General features: G+C 71.3%; 21 protein-coding genes. 5 read left to right on the top strand and 16 right to left on the bottom strand.

Annotation, left to right across the window (positions count from 1 at the left end):
- The coding region (locus BGO22_RS05215) for an alpha/beta hydrolase (RefSeq protein WP_286849504.1) at window positions 1-298 on the bottom strand (298 nt) is incomplete at its 3' end.
- Window positions 299-418: 120 nt separating this feature from the next.
- Between BGO22_RS05215 and BGO22_RS05210 the strand changes: the two genes are divergently transcribed.
- The 4 genes from BGO22_RS05210 (at window position 419) to BGO22_RS05195 (ending at window position 4,193) form a co-directional block, all read left to right on the top strand.
- Entirely contained in the window at window positions 419-1,330 is a 912-nt protein-coding gene (locus tag BGO22_RS05210) for a LysR family transcriptional regulator (protein WP_070400814.1), read from the top strand.
- 49 nt (window positions 1,331-1,379) lie between these two features.
- Window positions 1,380-2,000: a response regulator transcription factor gene (locus BGO22_RS05205; protein ID WP_286849502.1), complete on the top strand. Its 621-nt coding sequence runs from the start codon at window positions 1,380-1,382 to the stop codon at window positions 1,998-2,000.
- Between the two features lie 8 nt (window positions 2,001-2,008).
- A complete protein-coding gene (locus tag BGO22_RS05200; RefSeq protein ID WP_286849500.1) occupies window positions 2,009-3,805 on the top strand; it encodes an ATP-binding response regulator in 1,797 nt (598 codons plus the stop codon).
- Window positions 3,806-3,884: 79 nt separating this feature from the next.
- Window positions 3,885-4,193 (top strand): hypothetical protein, encoded by a 309-nt coding sequence (locus tag BGO22_RS05195; protein ID WP_070400817.1) that lies wholly within the window; start codon window positions 3,885-3,887, stop codon window positions 4,191-4,193.
- Window positions 4,194-4,200: 7 nt separating this feature from the next.
- Here the strand turns inward: BGO22_RS05195 and BGO22_RS05190 are convergent, their stop codons facing one another.
- From BGO22_RS05190 to BGO22_RS05135, 12 genes are all read right to left on the bottom strand, one after another.
- Window positions 4,201-4,713 (bottom strand): hypothetical protein, encoded by a 513-nt coding sequence (locus tag BGO22_RS05190; protein WP_286849499.1) that lies wholly within the window; start codon window positions 4,711-4,713, stop codon window positions 4,201-4,203.
- A 103-nt stretch (window positions 4,714-4,816) separates the two neighbouring features.
- Entirely contained in the window at window positions 4,817-5,695 is an 879-nt protein-coding gene (locus BGO22_RS05185; RefSeq protein WP_286849498.1) for a sugar phosphate isomerase/epimerase family protein, read from the bottom strand.
- Window positions 5,695-6,879, bottom strand: coding sequence for a dihydrodipicolinate synthase family protein (locus BGO22_RS05180; RefSeq protein WP_204744098.1), 1,185 nt, complete (start codon window positions 6,877-6,879; stop codon window positions 5,695-5,697). The genes BGO22_RS05185 and BGO22_RS05180 overlap by 1 nt, the downstream gene beginning before the upstream one ends.
- Window positions 6,880-7,010: 131 nt before the next feature.
- Entirely contained in the window at window positions 7,011-8,186 is a 1,176-nt protein-coding gene (locus tag BGO22_RS05175; protein WP_204744099.1) for a Gfo/Idh/MocA family protein, read from the bottom strand.
- Window positions 8,187-8,224: 38 nt separating this feature from the next.
- The gene (locus BGO22_RS05170; RefSeq protein ID WP_070400822.1) at window positions 8,225-9,196 is read right to left on the bottom strand and encodes a tripartite tricarboxylate transporter substrate binding protein; all 972 of its coding nucleotides are present in this window, start codon (window positions 9,194-9,196) and stop codon (window positions 8,225-8,227) included.
- Between the two features lie 26 nt (window positions 9,197-9,222).
- A complete protein-coding gene (locus BGO22_RS05165) occupies window positions 9,223-10,578 on the bottom strand; it encodes an enolase-like domain-containing protein (protein WP_286849496.1) in 1,356 nt (451 codons plus the stop codon).
- Window positions 10,575-11,405, bottom strand: coding sequence for a sugar phosphate isomerase/epimerase family protein (locus tag BGO22_RS05160; protein ID WP_286849495.1), 831 nt, complete (start codon window positions 11,403-11,405; stop codon window positions 10,575-10,577). The genes BGO22_RS05165 and BGO22_RS05160 overlap by 4 nt, the downstream gene beginning before the upstream one ends.
- Window positions 11,402-12,901, bottom strand: coding sequence for a tripartite tricarboxylate transporter permease (locus BGO22_RS05155; RefSeq protein WP_070400824.1), 1,500 nt, complete (start codon window positions 12,899-12,901; stop codon window positions 11,402-11,404). Before BGO22_RS05155 ends, BGO22_RS05160 begins: the two co-directional genes overlap by 4 nt.
- Before the next feature lie 12 nt (window positions 12,902-12,913).
- The gene (locus BGO22_RS05150) at window positions 12,914-13,417 is read right to left on the bottom strand and encodes a tripartite tricarboxylate transporter TctB family protein (RefSeq protein WP_286849493.1); all 504 of its coding nucleotides are present in this window, start codon (window positions 13,415-13,417) and stop codon (window positions 12,914-12,916) included.
- 18 nt (window positions 13,418-13,435) lie between these two features.
- Window positions 13,436-14,443 (bottom strand): Bug family tripartite tricarboxylate transporter substrate binding protein, encoded by a 1,008-nt coding sequence (locus tag BGO22_RS05145; RefSeq protein WP_286849491.1) that lies wholly within the window; start codon window positions 14,441-14,443, stop codon window positions 13,436-13,438.
- A gap of 78 nt (window positions 14,444-14,521) precedes the next feature.
- Window positions 14,522-15,172, bottom strand: a complete 651-nt coding sequence (locus tag BGO22_RS05140; RefSeq protein WP_116958743.1) for a TetR/AcrR family transcriptional regulator — start codon at window positions 15,170-15,172, stop codon at window positions 14,522-14,524.
- 118 nt (window positions 15,173-15,290) lie between these two features.
- Window positions 15,291-15,689: a DUF4148 domain-containing protein gene (locus tag BGO22_RS05135; RefSeq protein ID WP_286849489.1), complete on the bottom strand. Its 399-nt coding sequence runs from the start codon at window positions 15,687-15,689 to the stop codon at window positions 15,291-15,293.
- 210 nt (window positions 15,690-15,899) lie between these two features.
- On the opposite strand from BGO22_RS05135, the gene BGO22_RS05130 reads away from it, so the two are divergent.
- Window positions 15,900-16,499 carry an NAD(P)H-dependent oxidoreductase gene (locus BGO22_RS05130; RefSeq protein ID WP_286849487.1) on the top strand — a complete coding sequence of 200 codons (600 nt, stop codon included), beginning with the start codon at window positions 15,900-15,902 and terminating at the stop codon, window positions 16,497-16,499.
- 22 nt (window positions 16,500-16,521) lie between these two features.
- On the opposite strand, the gene BGO22_RS05125 is transcribed toward BGO22_RS05130, so the two are convergent.
- Genes BGO22_RS05125 through BGO22_RS05115 form a run of 3 tightly spaced genes read right to left on the bottom strand, consistent with a single transcriptional unit; the run spans window position 16,522 to window position 18,307 of the window.
- Window positions 16,522-17,271, bottom strand: a complete 750-nt coding sequence (locus BGO22_RS05125) for a glucose 1-dehydrogenase (RefSeq protein WP_286849485.1) — start codon at window positions 17,269-17,271, stop codon at window positions 16,522-16,524.
- A gap of 7 nt (window positions 17,272-17,278) precedes the next feature.
- Window positions 17,279-17,782 carry a flavodoxin family protein gene (locus BGO22_RS05120; protein ID WP_070400830.1) on the bottom strand — a complete coding sequence of 168 codons (504 nt, stop codon included), beginning with the start codon at window positions 17,780-17,782 and terminating at the stop codon, window positions 17,279-17,281.
- 12 nt (window positions 17,783-17,794) lie between these two features.
- A complete protein-coding gene (locus BGO22_RS05115) occupies window positions 17,795-18,307 on the bottom strand; it encodes a CBS domain-containing protein (protein ID WP_070400831.1) in 513 nt (170 codons plus the stop codon).
- Window positions 18,308-18,502: the final 195 nt, after the last annotated feature.

Raw genomic sequence — 18,502 nt, 5'->3', positions numbered from 1 at the left:
TGTGCAGCCACTCCAGCGCGGCGTAGCCGGCCTCCAGCGCTTCGGGAAAGCGGTGCGCGGGCGCCAGCGGGTAGGCCAGCGAGGCCACCACCGCGCCCGCGCCGGCCAGCAGCTCCGCCAGGCAGGCGCCGCTGTCCAGGTCGCCCGAGACGAACGCGCCGCCATGGAAGTGCAGCACCAGCGGCCGTGCGCCGCCGCGCGGCTTGCGGCCCAGCACACGCAGCGTGAGCGGCGGCTGGCCCGGCACGGACAGCGTCTGCGCCGCGGCGGCGGCGAAGGGGGAGGCAGTGGAATCCATGGCGGCGACTATAGGCACAGCGGCCGTGCGGAAAAAGCGGGACCGCGCCACCGCTCTGTTTCCCGTGCATGAACAATCCGGCCCCCACAATCGCCGCACAGCACACACAGGAGCCGGGGAATGGACCAGTTGCAATCGATACGCGTGTTCGCGCGCGTGGTGGAGGCGGGCACCTTCACCAAGGCCGCGGAATCGCTGGACCTGCCCAAGGGCACGGTGACCAAGCTGGTGCAGCACCTGGAGTCGCGCCTGAAGGTCAAGCTGCTCAACCGCACCACGCGGCGCGTGACGGTGACGCCCGACGGCGCGGCCTACTATGAGCGCACCTCACGCCTGCTCAATGACCTCGACGACGTCGAGGCCAGCATGACCAATGCCCAGGCCAAGCCCAGCGGTCGCCTGCGCGTGGACGTGGGGACCTCGGTGGCGCAGCTCATCCTCATTCCCGCGCTGGCCGACTTCTATCGCCGCTACCCCGACATCCAGCTCGACATGGGCGTGACCGACCGGCCGGTGGACCTGATCACCGACAACGTGGACTGCGTGATCCGCGGCGGCGAGCTGCTGGAGCAGTCGCTGGTGGCGCGGCGCATCGCCAACCTGCCGCTGGTGACGGTGGCCTCGCCGGCCTACCTGAAGGCGCACGGCACGCCCACGCACCCCGAGCAGCTGCAGACCGAGCACACGGTGATCAACTACTTCTCCACGCGCACGGGGCGGATGTACCCGAACGAATTCCACAAGGACGGGCAGAAGCTGGAGATTTCGGGCCGCTACCGGCTCTCGGTCAACGAGAGCAACGCCATGACGGCCGCGCTGCTGGCTGGCCTGGGCATCGGGCAGACCGGGGGCTTCGTCGCCATGCCGCTGATCGAGCGCGGCGAGCTGGTGCAGGTGCTGGAGGAATGGGCCTGCGAAACGATCCCGGTGTACGTGGTGTACCCGCCCAACCGGCACCTCAGCGCCAAGGTGCGGGCCTTCGTGGAATGGGCGGCGGAACTGTTCGCCAGACACCCGCACCTGGGGCGCTGATAGGCTTGGCCCATGGCAGGCGAGCGACAGAGGAAAGGCCGATCCCGCGATGTCCGAGCAGCAGCAACCGAGAACCCTACTGGTGGTGGACGACCATGAGCTGGTGCGCGTGGGCCTGCGCCAGGTCATCGCCCAGCGCTTCGCCGACCGCTTCCATGTCGAGGAAGCGCACAGCCTGGAGCAGGCCCTGTCGTTCCTGGAGCGCCGCGCCGATGAGGTGTCCCTGCTCCTGCTCGACTTGAACCTGGGCGATGCGCGCGGCCTGTCCGGGCTCAAGCTGCTGGGCCGGCTCTACCCGCGGCTGCGGGTGGCCATCGTGTCGGGCACGCACGATGCCCGTGTGCGCGAGGAGGCGCTGGCCCACGGCGCTCTGGGGTACTTCTGCAAAACCGGCGATACCCGCGACCTGAGCGGTTTGCTCGACACGATCGAACGCGCCGCGGCGCCGGGCGCGGCAGGGCCGGGCGCGGCGCGTGGCGCGGGGCTGCCGTCGGCGCCCTTGAACAACCGCCAGATCCAGGTGCTGGAGCTGCTGCTGAGCGGCCTCGACAACCGGGCGATCGCGGCCGAGACCGGGCTGGCGCTGGGCTCGGTGAAGAACTGCGTGTCGGCGATTTTTCTCTCGTTCAACGTGCGTTCCCGGGCCGAGCTGATCGGCCGCTTTTCCTGAGGCCCGCCATGACCGCCTGGCCATGGCAGTTCCCCTTCGCAGCCACCGCGCCGCTGGCGGTGCAGCGCATCCAGCTTGAGCTGCTGCTGGAAAAAACCGGGCCGGTGCGCATCCTCTCGCCCATTCCCTTCGCGACGCCGCTGGCGATCGTTTTCTACTGGAAATGGGCCTCCAGCCTTGCGCTGGTCTGGCTCGGCCTGTTCTATGCCGCCGTGCTGCTCACCTACCTGCGGCGGCGGCGGCTGGAGGCCCGGGGCCCGCTGCAGGACCACGAGCTGTCGGCGGTGCTGCGGGGCCGCGTGCGCGACATCTTTTTGCTGGGCGCCATGTGGGGGGCCGCGCCCTGGCTGCTGAGCGCGCACCGCAGCGTCGACGGCCTGCTGCTGATCTCCCTGTTCATCATCGGCGCGATCTCGCTGGGCTCGGCCATCGTCTCCACGCACCGCCAGACCATCGCCGCGTTCAGCGTGCCGGCCGCCGCCGGCATGGTCAGCGCCTGTGTCTGGCACGGCGGCCTGGTCGGCTGGGTGCTGGCCTTTTGCATGGCGCTCTTTCTGGCGATGACGCTCAAGTGGACGTTCCAGCAGGCCGATCTGCTGGCGCAGTCGCTCACGGTCCGCTTCGAAAAGGAAGACCTCGCGCGCCGCCTGGCGCAGCAGGTGGCGCTGGTCGAAAACGCCAACCGGGAAAAGAGCCGCTTCCTCGCCTCCGCCAGCCACGACCTGCGCCAGCCTCTGCACGCCATCTCGCTGTTCACCTCGGTGCTCGAGCGCGCCCGGCTCGACGCCGACAGCGCGCGCACGGTCGCGCGGCTGGGCCACTCGGTGCGCGTGCTGAACCAGTCGCTCGACACCATGCTGGACATCTCGCGGCTGGACGCGGGGGCCGTGCAGCCCCGGCTGGCGCCCTTGCGGGTGCACGAGCTGTTCCTCTCGCTGAGCCACACCTTCTCGGGCAGCGCCCAGGCGCGCGACCTGCAGATCCGCTTCCGCGCGCCGGGCGACCTGGCCGTCGTGAGCGACGCGCAGCTGCTCACCCGCCTGCTCGGCAACCTGATCGACAACGCCATCAAGTACACGCGCCGCGGTGGCGTGCTGATCGCGGCGCGCTCGGGGGCGCCGGCGGCCCGCGAGGGCTGGGTCTGCTTCGAGGTGATCGACACCGGCATCGGCATCGCCGCCGAGCACCAGCAGCGGGTGTTCGACGAGTTCTACCAGCTCGCCAACCCGCAGCGCGACCGCGCCCATGGCCTGGGCATCGGCCTGTCCATCGTCAAGCGGCTGTCCGGCCTGCTGGACCACCCCATCGCGCTCGTGTCCGCGCCGCAGCGGGGCACGCGCTTTCGGGTCTGGGTGCGACGGGCCGCCGCGCTCGACGCGCCCCGGCCGGCGGACGCCGGGCGGGCGCCGGCCGCGCCGGCCGAGCAGCAGCTGCCGCGCCACGTGCTGGTCATCGACGACGAGCCGGTCGGCCGCGAGGCCCTGGCCTTGCTGCTCTCCTCCTGCGGTTGCACCGTGTACCCCGCTGGCGACCTCGGGCAGGCGCGGCAGCTGCTGGACCGGCACCCGATCGAGGCCGTGGTGTCCGACTTCCGCTTGCCGGGCGAGGGCAACGGCCTGGACCACCTGCTCGCGCTGCGCCGCGCGTCGCCGCAGCTGCGCACCGTGCTGGTCACCGGCGAGACCGCGCCCCAGCGCATCGCCGACATCAAGGCCAGCGGCGTGCCCTACCTGCACAAGCCCGTGCGGGCGCAGCAACTGATGGACGCGCTGGCGGGCACGCTGGTGGCCCCGCCCGCGATGTGACCGGGGTCACTTACACCGGGCACAGGCGCCCGGGATACTCGCGGCCGTCCACACAACGCCCCCGCTCAGGCCCGCTCCCATGTCCCAACCGCTGCTCGGTCTCGTCCTGTCCCTTCTTGCCACCACCGCCCTGGCCGCGCCCGACCCGCAGTGCGCCGAGTACGACACGCTGCGCGCCCAGCGCGACAAGGCCTTGCAGGCGAAGAACCTGCCGCAGTACTGCGGCGCCCTGTCCGGCCTGATCCGCCTGATGCCGGCCACGCCCCCCGCACCGGCGCGGCTTCAGTGCGAGGCCAGGGCCACGGGCATGAAGGTGGAGACCTGGCTGGGCATCCGCCCCGACGTGATCGCCAACATGAAGAGCACCTGGGACGGACAGTGCCGCTGACCCACCGTCACTGAGGCCGGTCGGCGCCGGCCTTCACCTGGGACAGCTTGCAGTCCTTCTTCAGGAACAGGTCGGCCAGGTGTTCGCTGCGCGCCTGCGTGCGCTCCAGGGCCTGCTCCGCGTTCATCTGCCGCGTGGTGGCCTGCATCATCTTGTCGACGCTGTCCTGCATGTCGGCCCGGCGCGCCTCGGCCGCGGCTTGCATGGCATAGCCCTGCACCTGCGCGCCGCCCGGGATCAGGCCGAGCAGCCCGCCGCCGATGGCCGAGCCCATGCCGCCGCGCGCGCCGCTGGCCTGCTGCACCATCTGGTTCTGGATGTCCGTCATGGCCTGCTGGGCCTGCAGGGCATCGGCCCGCTGCGCCTCGCTGGCTTGCTCCAGGGCCTGGCTCTCCGCGTAGATCTGCGCGCAACTGAGTTCACCGTCGCCCAGCTTGCGCACGCTTTGCGCGCCGCCGACCACGGGGGCGAGGGCCAGCAGGCCATACAGGGACAAACGCGTGAACGGGGCGGGCTGCATGGGGTTCCTTTGTGCGGGGCGGGGCCGCGCGGGCGGCGATCCGGCCAGTGTCGGGCAGGCGCCACCCGGCGGGAAGTGACCCAGGTCACACCGCGCCTGTGACTCAGACCACAGTGCGGTGCCGGGCGATGCAGGTTTGCAGCACCTCGTCGTGCCCGCGCCGCCACCAGCGGCCGGTGGAGAAAATTTCCACCTCGCTGAAGCCCCCGAAGCCCTGGTCCTCCACCCAGCCGCGGATGCGCGGGATGTCGATCACGCCGTCGCCCATCATCCCGCGGTCGTTCAACAGGTCGGTGGTGGGCGTGAGCCAGTCGCACACATGGAAGGCCAGCAGGCGCTCGCGGCCTGCGCGTTCGATCTGCGCCCGCAGCTTGGGGTCCCACCACACGTGGTACACGTCCACCGCCACGCCGAGCGCGCCGCTGCGCCCGGGGTCGAGCGCGTCGCACACGTCCAGGGCCTGCTCCAGGGTGTTGATGCAGGCGCGGTCGGCCGCGTACATGGGGTGCAGGGGCTCGATGGCCAGCGGCATGCCCTTGTCCTTCGCGTAGTGAAGCAGCTCGGCGATGCCCTCGCTCACCTGCTGGCGCGAGCGCGCGATGTCCTTGTGCGCGGCCTGGCCCGTCAGGGCGCCGGGCAGCGCGCCCACCACCAGCACCAGGCAGGGCGCGCCGAGCTCGCAGGCCTCGTCCACGGCGCGGCGGTTGTCGTCGCGCGCGGCGGCCAGGCCGGCCGCGTCCACGGCGGGGAACATGCCGCCCCGGCAGTAGCCCGAGAGCTTCAGGCCCAGGGCCTTCACCTGCGCGGAGACGGCCTTCAGGCCGGCGGCCGCGACCTGGTCGCGCCAGGGCGAGATGGCGGGAATGCCGTGGCGCGCCACGGCGTCCAGGATCTGCGGCAGCGGCAGGTCCTGGCCCTGGCTCTTGCGCACGGTGGCGGTGTTGATGGACAACCAGCGGTGGTCGGTGGAGAAGTCGCGCATCACTCGATCCCGTGCAAGGCCAGCAGGGTCTTCATGCGCCGCAGCGCCAGCTCGGGCTGTTCGAGCAGGTTCGCGGCGTCGGCCAGGCGGAACAGCTCGGCCAGGTGCGGCAGTGAGCGCGTGCTTTGCTGGCCGCCCACCATGCTGAAGTGGCTCTGGTGGCCGTTGAGCCAGGCCATGAAGACCACGCCCGTTTTGTAGAAGCGCGTGGGCGCCGCGAAGATGTGGCGCGACAGCGGCACCGTGGGGCCGAGGATGTCGTGGAACTGGCGGGTGTTGCCCTGCGCCAGTGCACCCAGCGCGGCGCTGGCGGCGGGCGCGATGGCGTCGAAGATGCCCAGCAGCGCGTCGCTCTTGCCGTGGGTGGGCTCGCTGCCCCAGCCGTCGCCCGCGATGAGTTCGGCGTAGTTGAAGTCGTCGCCCGTGTACATGCGAACGCCGGCCGGCAGGCGCCGGCGCATGGCGATCTCCTTGTCCTTGTCGAGCAGCGAGATCTTGATGCCGTCCACCTTGCCGGCGTGCGCGGCGATGATGCCGAGCGCCGTGTCCATCGCGGCGTCCAGGTCCCGGGTGCCCCAGTAGCCGCCGAGCGCGGGGTCGAACATGTCGCCCAGCCAGTGCAGCACCACGGGCTGCCGCGCCTGGCTCAGCACGCGGCCGTAGACGCGCTCGTAGTCGGCCGGTCCCTTGGCCACTCGCGCCAGCGCGCGGCTGGCCATCACGATGAGCCGGCCGCCGAGCTTCTCGATCGCGGCCATCTGTTCCTCGTAGCCGGCGATGACCTCGTCGACCGTCTTCACGTGCTCCAGCACCAGGTGGTCTGTGCCGCAGCCCGAGGCCACCAGCGCGCCGGGGTGGTCCTGGGCGGCGTCGAGCGAGCGGCGGATGAGTTCCAGCGAGGTCGGCCAGTCCAGGCCCATGCCGCGCTGCGCGGTGTCCATGGCCTCGGCCACGCCCAGGCCGAGCGACCACAGGCGCTGGCGGTAGGCGATGGTGGCGTCCCAGTCGATGGCGCATTGCAGCCAGGGGTCGATGGCCGCGCGCGGGTCGGCCACCACGTGCGCGGCCGAGTAGGCGATGCGGTTGAATGTCAGGCCCGGTGTGGGTTTCACCGGCGCGCTGCCGCGCAGGGTGTAGGCCTCGATCGCGCCCGAGGCGGTGGGCAGTTGAAGGGACAAGTTCATTGTTCGGATGCCGAGGCGGCTCGCGTGAGGTGATCTGATCGGGAGACACCGCGGAACCGGCTGTGCCGGGCCGCAGGTGTCGCCCCCTGGAGGGGGTCGCGCGAAGCGCGGCGGGGGTGGTTCACTTCACTTCAGACCTTCAGCGCCGGCACGTCGATCCAGCGGCGCTCGCTCCAGCTCGCCAGCGCGGCCTCCACCAGCTGCACGCCCTTGGCGCCTTCGGGCAGGGTCCATTGGTAGGGCGCGTCCTCCACCACGTGGCGGATGAAGTGCTCCCACTGGATCTTGAAGCCGTTGTCGTAGACCTGGGTGTCGGGCACGTCCTGCCACTGCTCGGAGAAATTCATGGTGTTCTTCACGTCCGGATTCCACACCGGGCGCGGCGTGTTCACGCGGCTCTGCGCCTTGCAGCCGGTCAGCGTGGCGACGGCGGACCCGTGGGTGCCATCGACGTGGAAGGTCACCAGGTCGTCGCGGTTCACGCGCGTGGCCCAGCTCATGTTGAGCTGCGCGATCACGGGCTCGCCGTTGTGGCCGGTGAGCTCGGCGGTGGCGTAGGCCGCGTCGTCCGCGGTGCACTCGTAGGGCTGGCCGGCCTCGTCCCAGCGCTTGGGGATGTGCGTGGTGCCGATGCAGGACACCGCCTTCACCTCGCCGAACAGGTTGTCCAGCACGTAGCGCCAGTGGCACATCATGTCGAGGATCATGCCGCCGCCGTCTTCCTTGCGGTAGTTCCAGCTCGGGCGCTGGATGGGCTGCAGGTCGCCCTCGAACACCCAGTAGCCGAACTCCAGGCGCACGCTGAGCATGCGGCCGAAGAAGCCGGCGCGGCGCAGCATGTCGAGCTTGCGCAGGCCGGGCAGGAAGAGCTTGTCCTGAACGGCGCCGTGCTTGAGGCCCTGCTTCTTTCCGGCCTCCTGCGCCAGGCGCGCAATCTCCACCGCCTCGTTCAGGTTGGTGGCGATGGGTTTCTCGCAGTAGACGTGCTTGCCCGCGCGGATGGCCTTGGCCAGCAGCGTGGGGCGCATCTGGGTGGTGCCGGCGTCGAAGAACACCGTGTCGGCGGGGTTGGCCAGCGCGGCATCGAGGTCGGTGCCCCAGCGCGCGATGCCGTGCGCCTTGGCCAGGGCCTCGATCTTCTCGGCGTTGCGGCCGATGAGGATGGGGTCGGGCATCACGCGGTCGCCGTTGCTCAGGGCGACACCGCCCTGGGCGCGGATGGCGCAGATCGAACGGATGAGGTGCTGGTTCATGCCCATGCGCCCGGTCACGCCGTGCATGATGAGGCCGAGTGTCTTGACTGCCATGTGAAGGTCCTTGCTGGTGCTGTCGTCGTGCGGGGGATTCAGTTGCCGACCTGCAGGCCGGCGGCCTTGACCAGGGCCGCGTTGGCCTTGATCTCGTCCTTGATGTAGGCGTCGAACTGCTCGGGCTTGAGCGTCCAGGCGTCGGCGCCGAGCTTGAGGAAGCGTTCCTTCACCTCGGGCGTGGCCAGGGCCTTCACCACCTCGTCGTGCAGGCGGTTGACGATGTCGCGCGGCGTCTTGGCCGGCGCCATCATCCCGATCCAGAAGTTGAACTCGGAGCCGGGCACGCCGGCCTCGGCGGTGGTGGGCACCTCGGGCAGGGCGCTGGCGCGGCGCGGCGAGCCCACGGCCAGGGCGAGCAGCTGGCCGTCCTTGATCTGGCCGATGACGGGCGCGATGGGCGAGAAGTAGTAGTCCACGCGGCCCGCGATCACCTCGGTCACGGCCTCGGCCGAGCCCTTGAAGGGAATGTTCACCGCGTCGATCTGCGCGGCCATCTTGAACTTCTCGGCGTTCAGGTGCGTGGCGCTGCCCTGGCCGGCCGAGGCGAAGTTCATCTTGCCGGGGTGGGCCTTGGCGTGGGCCACGAGCTGCGGCAGGGTCTTGAGGTTCTTGCCGGGCGCGATCACCAGCACGTTGGGCGTGGAGGAGATCGGCGTGACCCCGGCGAAATCGTTCGCGGTGTCGAAGGAGAGTTTCGCGAAGGTGGAGGGGCTCACCGTGTGCGAGGACGAGTGGATCATGATGGTGTAGCCATCGGGCGCGGCCGTGGCCACCGCGGCCTGGCCGATGGTGCCGCTGGCGCCGCCGCGGTTGTCCACGATCACCGGCTGGCCCATGCTCTGGCTCATCTTGTCGGTGATGGCGCGGGCGATGATGTCCGTGGTGCTGCCGGCGGCGAACGGCACGATCACGCGGATCGCCTTGTTCGGGTAGCCGCCCTGCGCGGCGGCGGGCAGGCCCAGGGCCAGGGTGGACACGGCCAGGGCCGCGGCGAAGAGGGTTTTCATGGGTCTCCTTGGGGGTGTTGGGGAAGTCAGTCGATGGCTTTCAGGCTGCGCCACAGCGGCGCCGCCGCGCTGGCGAAGCCCGGCGTGTGCAGCGAGCGCAGGTCCAGCCGGCCCTCGCGCACCGCGAGGCGGGGCCGGCCGCCGCCGTTGTCGTAGAAGCCCGCGTGGGCGCTGGCGAAGGCCTGGGCCTCCTCGGCGGGCGCGCTGCCGAAGCCGTCCACGTAGTGGTGGCCGTTGCGCTCGATGTGGCGCACGCCCAGGCTGGCGGCGAGCAGCGTGTCCTGCTGCACCGCCAGGCCAGCCTGGCAGGTGAGGTCCTCGCCCGACAGCAGCAGGCGCGGGTCCTGCGCGATGCGCCGCGCGTTGCGCAGCGAACGGTAGATGCCCTTGCAGGCCTTGCTCGAGATGCCGCGGTAGCCCAGGGCCAGGCCCTCGTCGAGCGCGTGGGCGTGGTCGTCGGATTCGTCGAGGATCACGGGGACGTCGATGCCCAGCGGCGCGATGGGTTCGCGCAGCGCCACGGCGCGCGCCAGCGGCTGCTCCAGCAGCAGGGTGCGCCGCAGCAGATCGGCCAGCGCGGGCGTGGCGCGCAGCGCCTGCCAATAGGCGCCCAGGCTGGCGGCGTCGGCGAAGGTTTCGTTGCCGTCCAGCGTGACGCGGTGCTCGGGCGCGTGCGCGCGCAGCACGGCGGCGATGCGCGAGAGGCGGTCCACGTCGGCCTCGATGCGCCCGCTGAGCTTGAGCTTGAAGTGGTGCAGGCCCTGGCGGCGGATGGCGGCCTCCAGCGTGGCGGGCAGGCCGTCGCCGGGGTCGCTGCCGGGGTCGTCGTCGTTGAGGCGGTCGGCCAGGCCGACGGTGTGGCGCAGCACCACCGCGTCGGGACGGGCGATCGTGAGGCCCGCGCTCCAGGGATCGCCCAGCGCACCGGCGCGCAGGCCGTCCACCCACGACAGGCCGGCCGCGCGCAGGGCCGCGTCGGCCACGGCCTTGTCCAGCAGCGCGGCGCCGAACTGCGCGGCCAGGCGCGGCAGGCCGCGGGCCACCGACACGGCGATGGCCGATTCGCCACCCGACTGCGAGTGCGCGAAAGGCGTGAGCGGATCGCGCTGGGCCAGCAGCGCCTCGCGCGCGTTGCGCAGCGACTCGCGCAGCTGCTCGAAGTTCTGTTCGTGCGTGAGCGCGGGCGACTTGTCGAACCACTTGGGCACCATCAGCTCGGCGCCGGCGCCCTCCACGCGGCGGCCCTGGGCCTCGGCGTGCACGCGCACGAAGGCCTGCGGGCATTGCGTGACCGTGGCCGCGCCGAAGCGAAAGGGCAGGCGCAGCGTGACGTGGCGCTCGTACAGCTCGATGGTGTGCAGGCGCAGGTTCACGCCGTTCATGTCAGTTGGCTCCAAAGTTCGTGCACGTGGCGCGCGCTGGCCTCGGCGCAGCCTGGGCCGTCGGGCATGTAGTCGAAGGGTTCCACCGCCACCCAGCCGGCGTAGCCGCTGTCCTTGAGCGCCTGCAGCACGGGGCGCTGGTCGGTGTCGCCCTGGCCGGGGCCGCGCCGGTTGTGGTCGTTGAGCTGCACGTGCGCGATGTGCCCGCTGGCCAGGAAGCGGCGCAGCACCTCGTGCACGGGCTCGCTCTCGCTGTGCGAGGCCGCGCTCACGTCGAGCATGGTGCGCAGCGCGGGCGAGCCAATGCGGTCCACCAGGCCGGCGGCCTCGGCCACGGTGTTGATCACCGGGGTCTCGAAGCGGCCCAGGGGTTCCACGCAGTAGGTGACGCCGGCCGCGGCGGCGTGCGGCGCGAGCTCGGCCAGCGCGGCCTCGAAGCGCGCGAGCGCGTCGGCCACGCTCTGCCCCGGGCCGGGCGAGCGCTGGCGCGGCGAGCCGTGCACCAGCACGCGCGCGCCGCAGTCGGCGGCCAGGTCGATCAGCTGGCGCAGCAGGTCCAGCGTGCGCCGGCGCTGCGCGGCGTCATCGCTCACCAGCGACAGGCCCTCGGGCCGCACCAGCAGCCAGTGCAGGCTGCTGATGGCCAGGCCCTGTCGTTGCGCCGTGTCGCGCCAGCGGCGCGCGTCGGCGGCGCGCAGCGTGGAGGGGTCGTGGGCCAGGGTGAAGGGCGCGAGCTCCAGCGCCGCGTAGCCCCAGCGCGCGGCGGCCTCGCACTGCGCGGCCAGCGGCAGCGGGTGCAGCACTTCGTTGCATAGCGAGAGCTTCATGCCGGCGCGCGCCCCGTGCGGGAGGGGCGGACCAGGGACCACACCCGCCAGGCGATGGTGGCGAAGATCAATGCCGCCACGGCGGCGGCGATGGGCCGGGTGAAAAAGGGCGTGAGGTCGCCGTCGGAGAGGATCAGCGCGCGGCGCAGGTTCTTCTCCAGCAGGTCACCCAGCACGATGCCCAGCACCAGCGGCGCCATGGGGTAGCCATGGTGGCGCAAGGCGAAGCCGATCAAGCCGAAGGCCAGCATCACGTAGATGTCGAACAGCCGGCCCGCGATGGCGAAGCTGCCGACGGCGCAGAGCACGAAGATGATGGGCACGATCAGGTGCTGGGGCACGCGCAGCACCTGCACCAGGGCCTTGGTGAGCACCAGGCCGTAGATCAGGATGCCGATGGTGGCGAACAGCATCATGGCCACCACGTCGTACACGAACTGCGGGCTCTCCACCATGATCATGGGGCCTGGCTTGACGCCGTGGATGATCATCGCGGCCATCAGCACGGCGGCCGGCGCCGAGCCCGGAATGGCCAGCGTGAGCACCGGGATCATCGCGCCCGGCACGCAGGCGTTGTCGCCGGTCTCGGCGGCCATCAGGCCTTCCACCGAGCCCTTGCCGAATTTTTCTTTCTCCTGGCTGGCGCGCTTGGCGGCGGCGTAGGACGACCAGGCCGCCACGTCCTCTCCCACGCCGGGGACGATGCCCACGCCGGTGCCGATGAGGCCCGAGCGCAGGATGGTGCGCCAGTACTGGAAGACGTCGCGCAGCTTGGGGATGACGGTGTCGAAGGCGCTGATGGTCACCGGCGCCTGGCGCGCGCGCATGCTGGTGAGCAGTTCGGCGAAGCCGAAGGCGCCGACCAGCGCGGGCACCAGCTGGATGCCACCCGCCAGGTCGCGCAGGCCCCAGGCGAAGCGCTCGTAGCCGTACTGCGGCTCTTGTCCGATGGTGGCCACGAACAGGCCCGCGATGCCGGCGATCCAGCCCTTGAGCGGGTCGTCGCCGGTGAGCGTGCCGGCGATGATGACGCCGAACAGCGCGAGCCAGAAGAACTCGTAGGCGCCGAACTTCAGCGCCAGGCCGCCCAGCACCGGCGTGAGCGTGGCGAGGAAGAACATGCCGATCAGCGTGCCCATCACCGAGCCGGTGGTGGCGATGCCCATGGCGCGCCCGGCCAGGCCCTGGCGGGCCAGGGTGTAGCCGTCCAGGCAGGACGCGGCCGAGGCCGGCGTGCCCGGGATGTTGAGCAGGATGGCCGAACGCGAGCCGCCGTAGATGGAGCCCACGTAGGTGCAGATCAGGATCAGCAGCGCCTGCGAGGGCGGCAGCTTGAGCGTGAGCGTGGTCATGAGCGCCAGCGCCATGGTGGCCGTGAGGCCGGGCAGGGCGCCCATGACCACGCCCACCAGCGAGGCCAGCAGGGCCAGGCCGATCGTCGAGGGCGAGGAGAAGTGGGCGATGGATTGGCCGAACAGGAGCAGACCGTCGAACATGGTGCGTGGGGCTCAGGGAAGGCGGACCAGGAAGATGGACTGGAACACCCAGGTGACCACGGCCGAGGTGAGCGCGCCGGCCAGCAGCGCCACCGCCAGGCGGCGCGCGGGGCGCTGCTCGCTCGGCGCGTACAGCGCCACGAAGGCCGCGACGAAGGCCGCCGTGGCCAGCCAGAACGGCAGGCGCCCGATCAGCACCGCCGCGTAGGCCAGCGTCAGCGCCAGCGTGGCGGCGATGCGGCGGTTGATCAGCGGCGCGGGGCCGGCTTCAGGGGCGCCGCCCGCGCGGGCGGCGTGGCGCCGGCGCGTCCAGCCGCGCAGCATCAGCACCGCGCCCAGCAGCACCAGGGCGCCGCCCAGCAGGCCCGGCACGAAGCCCGGCATGGCGTAGAGCTGCGCGCCCATGGACTCGAAGCGCTCCATGCGCCAGGAGCCGATCAGGATCAGCAGGCCAAAGCCCACCCAGCCCGCCCCGCCCCGCAGATCGGAGCGGGCGGCGGTTCCGCCCTCGGTCATGTGGTACCCCGCGGTGCGTCAGGGCTTGGGGATGCCCACGGTGTCGGGCGACACCTTGGCCTTGCCGGCGGCCTGCTGCGTCCAGGCATAGGCCTGGACCGCGGGGAACACGGCCTTCTGCGCTTCTTCGCCCGCCATCGGCGCGAACATGGCGCCGCGCGACTGCGCGTACTTCTTCAGCGCCTCGCTCTTGCTCATCTCGGTGGCCCAGAGGCGGTTGAGCGTCTGCGCCACCTCGGGCGGCGCGGCCTTGGGCACGAAGACGCCGAAGTAGTTGATCGGGTCCTTGAAGCCCGGGATGAACTGCGACAGCGGCGGGATGGTGCCGAAGCCCTCGATCTCGATCGATTTGTCGCCCACCACCGCGAGCGGGCGGATCTTCTTGGCGCGGATCATGTCGGTCTGCTCGGCCGCGAGCTGCGTGGTCACCTGCGTCTCGCCCGAGGCGGCGGCCACCGCGGCCGGCGCGCCGCCGTCGTAGGTGACGTGCTTGTAGGTGACGCCGGCCGCGCGCGACAGCGCCTCGATCGCCGAGTGGCCGCTGGAGTTCACGCCCGCCGTGGCCACCGAGACCGTGCCCGGGTTGGCCTTCATGGCCTTGAGCAGGTCGTCCATGGTCTTGTACGGCGTGTCCGCGTTGACGCCGACCACCGCGATGTGCGCCACATTGAGGTACAGGTTCCAGTCGGCGATGGAGGTGTCCAGCATGCCCAGCACCTTGTAGGTGCCCAGGTCCTTGGCGCCGCCGGCCGTCCAGGTGTAGCCGTCGGCCGGCGCGGCCAGCGCGTTCTTGGTGCCCACCGAGCCCGAGGCGCCTGGCTGGTTCAGGATGACGATCTTCTGGCCCAGGTGCTTCTCCAACTCGGCCGCGGTCACGCGCGTGACCTGGTCGGTGGAGCCGCCGGGCGCCCAGGGCACGATCAGCGTGATCGGGCGGTCGGGCTTCCATTGGGCGAAGGCGCCGCCGGCGGCGGCGGCGAGCAGGGAGGCGGCGAGCAACTGGCGCAGAGGCCGGGCGGTGGTCATGCGATGTCTCCTGGGGGTTAATTCACCGAACGGTTAATGCTAGGAACCGCTCCCCCCGCCGTCAAGGCACCCGCCGGCTCAGCCTCTCAGGACATACCCTAGGATCACGTCGCACATGTGCGAGAGCCGTTCGTTGAGGGCCTTGGGGGCCATCAGGTCGCGCCCGAAGATGGCCGACAGCGTGTGGTTGTTCGACAGGTAGAAGTACGCCAGCCCGGCGATCGACACGTAGAGCTGCACTGGGTCGATGCCGCCGCGAAAGCTGCCGTCGGCCTGGCCGCGCTCGATGATGTCCTGCAGCATGAGGACCAGCGGCGAGTTCAGTTCGCGCGCCCGTTCGGACTGCGCCAGGTGCCGCGCCTTGTGCAGGTTGGCGCTGTTGAGCAGGGTGAGGAACTCGGGGTGCTCGAGGTAGTAGTGCCAGGTGAACTCCACCAGGCGGCGCAGCGCGGTTTCGGGCTTGAGGTGCAGCAGGTTGAGCTTGTGCTCTTCTTCGCGGATGTGGTGGTAGGTCTGCTCCAGCACCGCCTGGAACAGCCGTTCCTTGTCCTCGAAGTAGTAGTAGATGAGCCGCTTGTTCAGGCCCGCGCGCTCGGCGATGCGGTCCATGCGCGCGCCGCCCAACCCGTGTTCGGAGAACTCGTCGCGCGCGGCCTTGAGGATGGTGGCCTGCGATCGGTCGGCGTCGCGCAGGCGCTCTTCGGGGGCCGCGGGGGAGGGCTTGTTCACGCGCTTTAATTCTCTATTGAGTTAATTACGTCCAGTATCGCAGATCGGATTCTGCGGGACGGCGCGGGCGCAAAAGAAAACGGCCCCGCAGGGCCGTTGTCGTGCAGGCGTTGGCCGCTCAGTGGGCGGTCACGGCGGGCTGGCCCGACTGCACCAGCTTGTCGCCGCCCACGGCGCGCAGGCCGGCGGTGCGGATCTGCTCGACCTGGGCGGGCGTGGCCACCGGCAGGATCTCGCCGCTGGCGATCAGGCCCAGGCGACGGGCTTCGATGGTCTCGGCGCGGACCTGCGCACGGCTCAGGCCGCTGTCGGCCACGGTTTCCTGCACGGGGACGATCTCGCCGCGGGCGACCAGGCCGGCCCGGTTGGCTTGCACGGCCTGGGCCTGCACTTCGGCGCGGCTCAGGGTGGATTGGAAGTTGAAGACTTCGTTGCCTTCGATGGGGCCTTCGGCGAAGGCGGCACCGGCGCCCAGGGCAAGGGCGATGGAGAGGGCGAGGTTTTGAGCGGTTTTCATGGCAATTCCTTGAAGATGGGTGGTTGTTGGTGGTGTTTGTCTGTCAATGCCGTTTTCTGTCTGGCATGGGTGTACTTTAGGGTTTTCCCCTAGTTGAAAAAACCACCCCGGGGGCAACGCAGCGTTTCTGTTTCCGCAACGGTGGGGGCCGGCGCCCGCCCCTTGACGCCCGTCAAGCCCCCGCCGTCGCGCCCGGCCTACAGTGCGCGCATGGTCCCGCCACCCGCCCGCGTGCTCATCGTCCAGGGCCACCCCGAGCCCGGGACCTCCCACCTCTGCCATGCGCTCGCGGACGCCTACGCCGCGGGCGCGCGCTCGGCCGGCCACGCGGTGCGGCAGATCCGCGTGGCGGACCTGGACTTCCCCTTGCTGCGCAGCCCGGGCGAATGGGAGCGCGGCGCCGTGCCGGCCGCGCTGGCGCCGGCGCAGGAAGACATCCGCTGGGCGACGCACCTCGTGCTGGTGTACCCGCTCTGGCTGGGCGGCATGCCGGCCTTGCTCAAGGGCTTTCTCGAACAGGTGGCGCGGCCCGGCTTCGCGTTCCGCTACGACGCGACCAGCGCGCTCGGCACGCGCCGGGGCCTGGGCGGGCGCTCGGCGCGCGTCGTGGTGACCATGGGCATGCCCGCGCTGGCCTACCGCTGGTTCTATCGCGCCCACAGCCTCAAGGCGCTCAAGCGCAACATCCTGGGGTTCGTGGGTTTCGCGCCGGTGCGCGACACGGTGGTGGGCGGGGTGGGGCGGTTCGGCGCGCGGGACGTGACGCGCTGGCAGGCCCGCCTGCGGGCGCTGGGCGAGCGCGCCCGCTGACGTGGGCCGGTACCCCGCGCGCTCAGCGCGCGAGGTAACCGCCGTCCACGGGGTAGTAGGCGCCCGTGACGAAGGACGCCGCCGGGCCGCTGAGCCAGAGCACCAGTTCGGCCACCTCCTCGGGCCGGCCCAGGCGCCCGATCGGGTGCAGCGCCACGAGCTGCGCGGCCGAGGCCGGGTCGTCTTCCAGGCGCGCGATCATGGGGGTGTGGATGAAGCCCGGGCCGACCGCGTTGAGCCGTATGCCCTGCGCGCCGTACTCCAGCGCGGCCGCCTGCGTGAGACCCACCACGCCGTGCTTGGCCGCGGTGTAGGCGGGCGCGTTGGCGAAGCCCACCGCGCCCAGGATGGAGGCGATGTTGACGATGGCGCCACCGCCGCCCTTGAGCATGGCCGGGATCTGGGCGCGCAGGCCAAGGAACACGCCCGAGAGGTTGATGCCGATCACGCGGTCCCAGGCCTCCAGCGGGTAGTCGGCGGTGGGCGCCAGCTCCCCGCCGATGCCCGCGTTGTTGCAGGCGATGTCGAGGCGGCCGAACTGCTTGAGGCAGCGCTGCACCAGGCGCTCGTGGTCGCGGGGCTTGGTGACGTCGGCGGCGACGAAGAGGGCCTGGCCGCCGCGCTCGCGCACCTGCGCCACCGTGGCCTGGCCGCCGTCGGCGTCGGTGTCCGACACCACCACGCGAGCGCCCTCGCGCGCATAGGCCAGGGCGATGGCGCGGCCGATGCCCGAGGCGGCGCCGGTCACCAGGGCGGTCTTGTCCTTCAGCATGGCCGCCTCAGCCCATCGCCGCGCTCAGGCGAGCGGCCGTGTGTCCGGGGCGCAGCCGCTCGCCCATGTCGAGCAGGCGCGTGGTGCCGCTGCCCGTTTCCACCTCGCGCGCGGTCAGCGCCAGCGTCGCCACCGGTGGCTTGCCGGTGAGCCGCTGGACCTCGGCGAAGGCGTTGGAGGCGCCGGCCGAGCCCATGGTCACGACCACGGCCACGCGGCGCAGTCGGTGTGCGTGCAGGAAGCTGCGCATCGGCCCCGCCAGGCGGTACATCCAGATGGGCGCGACCAGCACCACGGTGCGGAAGTCCTCGGGCCGGGGCCCCGCGTAGCGGATGCGCGGCCGGCGGCTCAGCAGGGAGTCGAGCACGCAGCGCCAGGTGCCGCTGGCGCCGGCGCGCCGGTGCAGGTCTTCCACCTGGCCCAGCGGCCAACCGTGGTGCGAGGCGAGCAGCTGCGCCGCGCGGCGCGACACGCCGGTGTACGAATAGTGGACGACGAGAATGCTGTCCATGTTGACCCGGCCTCAGTGCGTGGCCGCCGTGCCGAAGTAGGGGTACACCGGGCGCTGGCCCTGGGGGGGCAAAGGTGCCTGGCGGTCCTGGTGTTCGTGGGCGAGGCCCTTGCGCAGCGCGCCGGCGAGCAGCCGCAGTTCCTCGGCCACGGCGGCGAACAGGTCGTCGATGGAGAGCACGCCGACCACGCCGCCGTCCTCCTCGACCACCAGCAGCCGGCGCACACCGGCCTGCTCCATGGCGCTGGCCGCTTCGTGCACGTCGGCCGTGCCGCGCACCGCGAGCGGCGGCGATTTGGCCAGGTGGCCGATGCGCAGATCGACGCCGGCCGCGCTGGAGCGCGCCAGGGCGTCGATCACGATGTCGCGGTCGGTCACCACGCCCACCACCTGGGGCGGGTTCTCGCCGGTGACCACGAGCAAGGCGCCGACGTGTTCGTCGAACATCCGGTGGGCGGCTTCGTTGAGGGGGGCGTCGGCGTCGATGGCCACGGCGGCGCGTTGGCAAAGGCTGGCGATGTTCATGGGCTTCTCCGGTGGGGTCCTGTGGGGGCCGCGGGGCGCGGCAACGGGACCCATCTTGGAGCGCCGGGCCAGCGGCAGGATGATGCGGATCAAGTCGCGCGCGTGCGGCGCCGCCGCCGGTCCGCCGGGGCCATGGGCGCGGGCTAGATGTGATGTCTCAATAGGTTGTTCACCCGGAAGGGTCTGGGAGACTGG

It is taken from the genome of Hydrogenophaga sp. 70-12, assembly GCF_001897365.1.
Lineage (GTDB): Bacteria > Pseudomonadota > Gammaproteobacteria > Burkholderiales > Burkholderiaceae_C > Hydrogenophaga > Hydrogenophaga borbori.
Note: the sequence above shows the minus strand (reverse complement) of the source record. Positions and strands in the feature narration are given on the sequence as shown.

What these genes read in the sequence shown, in the direction of transcription:
- BGO22_RS05210 (WP_070400814.1), top strand. Translation starts at nt 419, where the DNA reads ATGGACCAGTTGCAATCGATACGCGTGTTCGCGCGCGTGGTGGAGGCG.
- BGO22_RS05205 (WP_286849502.1), top strand. Translation starts at nt 1,380, where the DNA reads ATGTCCGAGCAGCAGCAACCGAGAACCCTACTGGTGGTGGACGACCAT.
- BGO22_RS05200 (WP_286849500.1), top strand. Translation starts at nt 2,009, where the DNA reads ATGACCGCCTGGCCATGGCAGTTCCCCTTCGCAGCCACCGCGCCGCTG.
- BGO22_RS05195 (WP_070400817.1), top strand. Translation starts at nt 3,885, where the DNA reads ATGTCCCAACCGCTGCTCGGTCTCGTCCTGTCCCTTCTTGCCACCACC.
- BGO22_RS05190 (WP_286849499.1), bottom strand. Translation starts at nt 4,713, where the DNA reads ATGCAGCCCGCCCCGTTCACGCGTTTGTCCCTGTATGGCCTGCTGGCC.
- BGO22_RS05185 (WP_286849498.1), bottom strand. Translation starts at nt 5,695, where the DNA reads ATGCGCGACTTCTCCACCGACCACCGCTGGTTGTCCATCAACACCGCC.
- BGO22_RS05180 (WP_204744098.1), bottom strand. Translation starts at nt 6,879, where the DNA reads ATGAACTTGTCCCTTCAACTGCCCACCGCCTCGGGCGCGATCGAGGCC.
- BGO22_RS05175 (WP_204744099.1), bottom strand. Translation starts at nt 8,186, where the DNA reads ATGGCAGTCAAGACACTCGGCCTCATCATGCACGGCGTGACCGGGCGC.
- BGO22_RS05170 (WP_070400822.1), bottom strand. Translation starts at nt 9,196, where the DNA reads ATGAAAACCCTCTTCGCCGCGGCCCTGGCCGTGTCCACCCTGGCCCTG.
- BGO22_RS05165 (WP_286849496.1), bottom strand. Translation starts at nt 10,578, where the DNA reads ATGAACGGCGTGAACCTGCGCCTGCACACCATCGAGCTGTACGAGCGC.
- BGO22_RS05160 (WP_286849495.1), bottom strand. Translation starts at nt 11,405, where the DNA reads ATGAAGCTCTCGCTATGCAACGAAGTGCTGCACCCGCTGCCGCTGGCC.
- BGO22_RS05155 (WP_070400824.1), bottom strand. Translation starts at nt 12,901, where the DNA reads ATGTTCGACGGTCTGCTCCTGTTCGGCCAATCCATCGCCCACTTCTCC.
- BGO22_RS05150 (WP_286849493.1), bottom strand. Translation starts at nt 13,417, where the DNA reads ATGACCGAGGGCGGAACCGCCGCCCGCTCCGATCTGCGGGGCGGGGCG.
- BGO22_RS05145 (WP_286849491.1), bottom strand. Translation starts at nt 14,443, where the DNA reads ATGACCACCGCCCGGCCTCTGCGCCAGTTGCTCGCCGCCTCCCTGCTC.
- BGO22_RS05135 (WP_286849489.1), bottom strand. Translation starts at nt 15,689, where the DNA reads ATGAAAACCGCTCAAAACCTCGCCCTCTCCATCGCCCTTGCCCTGGGC.
- BGO22_RS05130 (WP_286849487.1), top strand. Translation starts at nt 15,900, where the DNA reads ATGGTCCCGCCACCCGCCCGCGTGCTCATCGTCCAGGGCCACCCCGAG.
- BGO22_RS05125 (WP_286849485.1), bottom strand. Translation starts at nt 17,271, where the DNA reads ATGCTGAAGGACAAGACCGCCCTGGTGACCGGCGCCGCCTCGGGCATC.
- BGO22_RS05120 (WP_070400830.1), bottom strand. Translation starts at nt 17,782, where the DNA reads ATGGACAGCATTCTCGTCGTCCACTATTCGTACACCGGCGTGTCGCGC.
- BGO22_RS05115 (WP_070400831.1), bottom strand. Translation starts at nt 18,307, where the DNA reads ATGAACATCGCCAGCCTTTGCCAACGCGCCGCCGTGGCCATCGACGCC.